Origin of the sequence: Bradyrhizobium sp. Mp27, from assembly GCF_029953005.1 — a bacterium.
Classification (GTDB): domain Bacteria; phylum Pseudomonadota; class Alphaproteobacteria; order Rhizobiales; family Xanthobacteraceae; genus Bradyrhizobium; species Bradyrhizobium barranii.
The window spans coordinates 1-207 of record NZ_JASAUS010000933.1 but is presented as its reverse complement, the minus strand read 5'-3'; the positions used below and the strand labels follow the sequence as shown (position 1 = coordinate 207).

The following is a 207-nucleotide window of genomic DNA, read 5'->3' as shown; positions in this document are numbered from 1 at the left end:
GGACAGACCGAAGATGTAGTCGATGCCGTTGGTCTCGCACCACGCCATTGCCTCCGGCCGGGCATAGTGCCCGTCGCCACGGAACGTAATTTGCGTGTTGTGCCATCGCGTGCGGATATGCCGTACCAGGCGGCGCAGATGGGCACGCACCTCGACGCCGCCCGGCGTCTTGCCGGGCCGCAGCACGACGGCCACGGGCCGGCTCTT

General features: G+C 67.6%; 1 protein-coding gene. It reads right to left on the bottom strand.

The genetic code is table 11. From position 1 onward, the window contains the following. Nucleotides 1–207, bottom strand: a 207-nt coding sequence (locus QJT78_RS53485; protein WP_281461036.1) for a transposase, incomplete at both ends; no start/stop codon positions are given.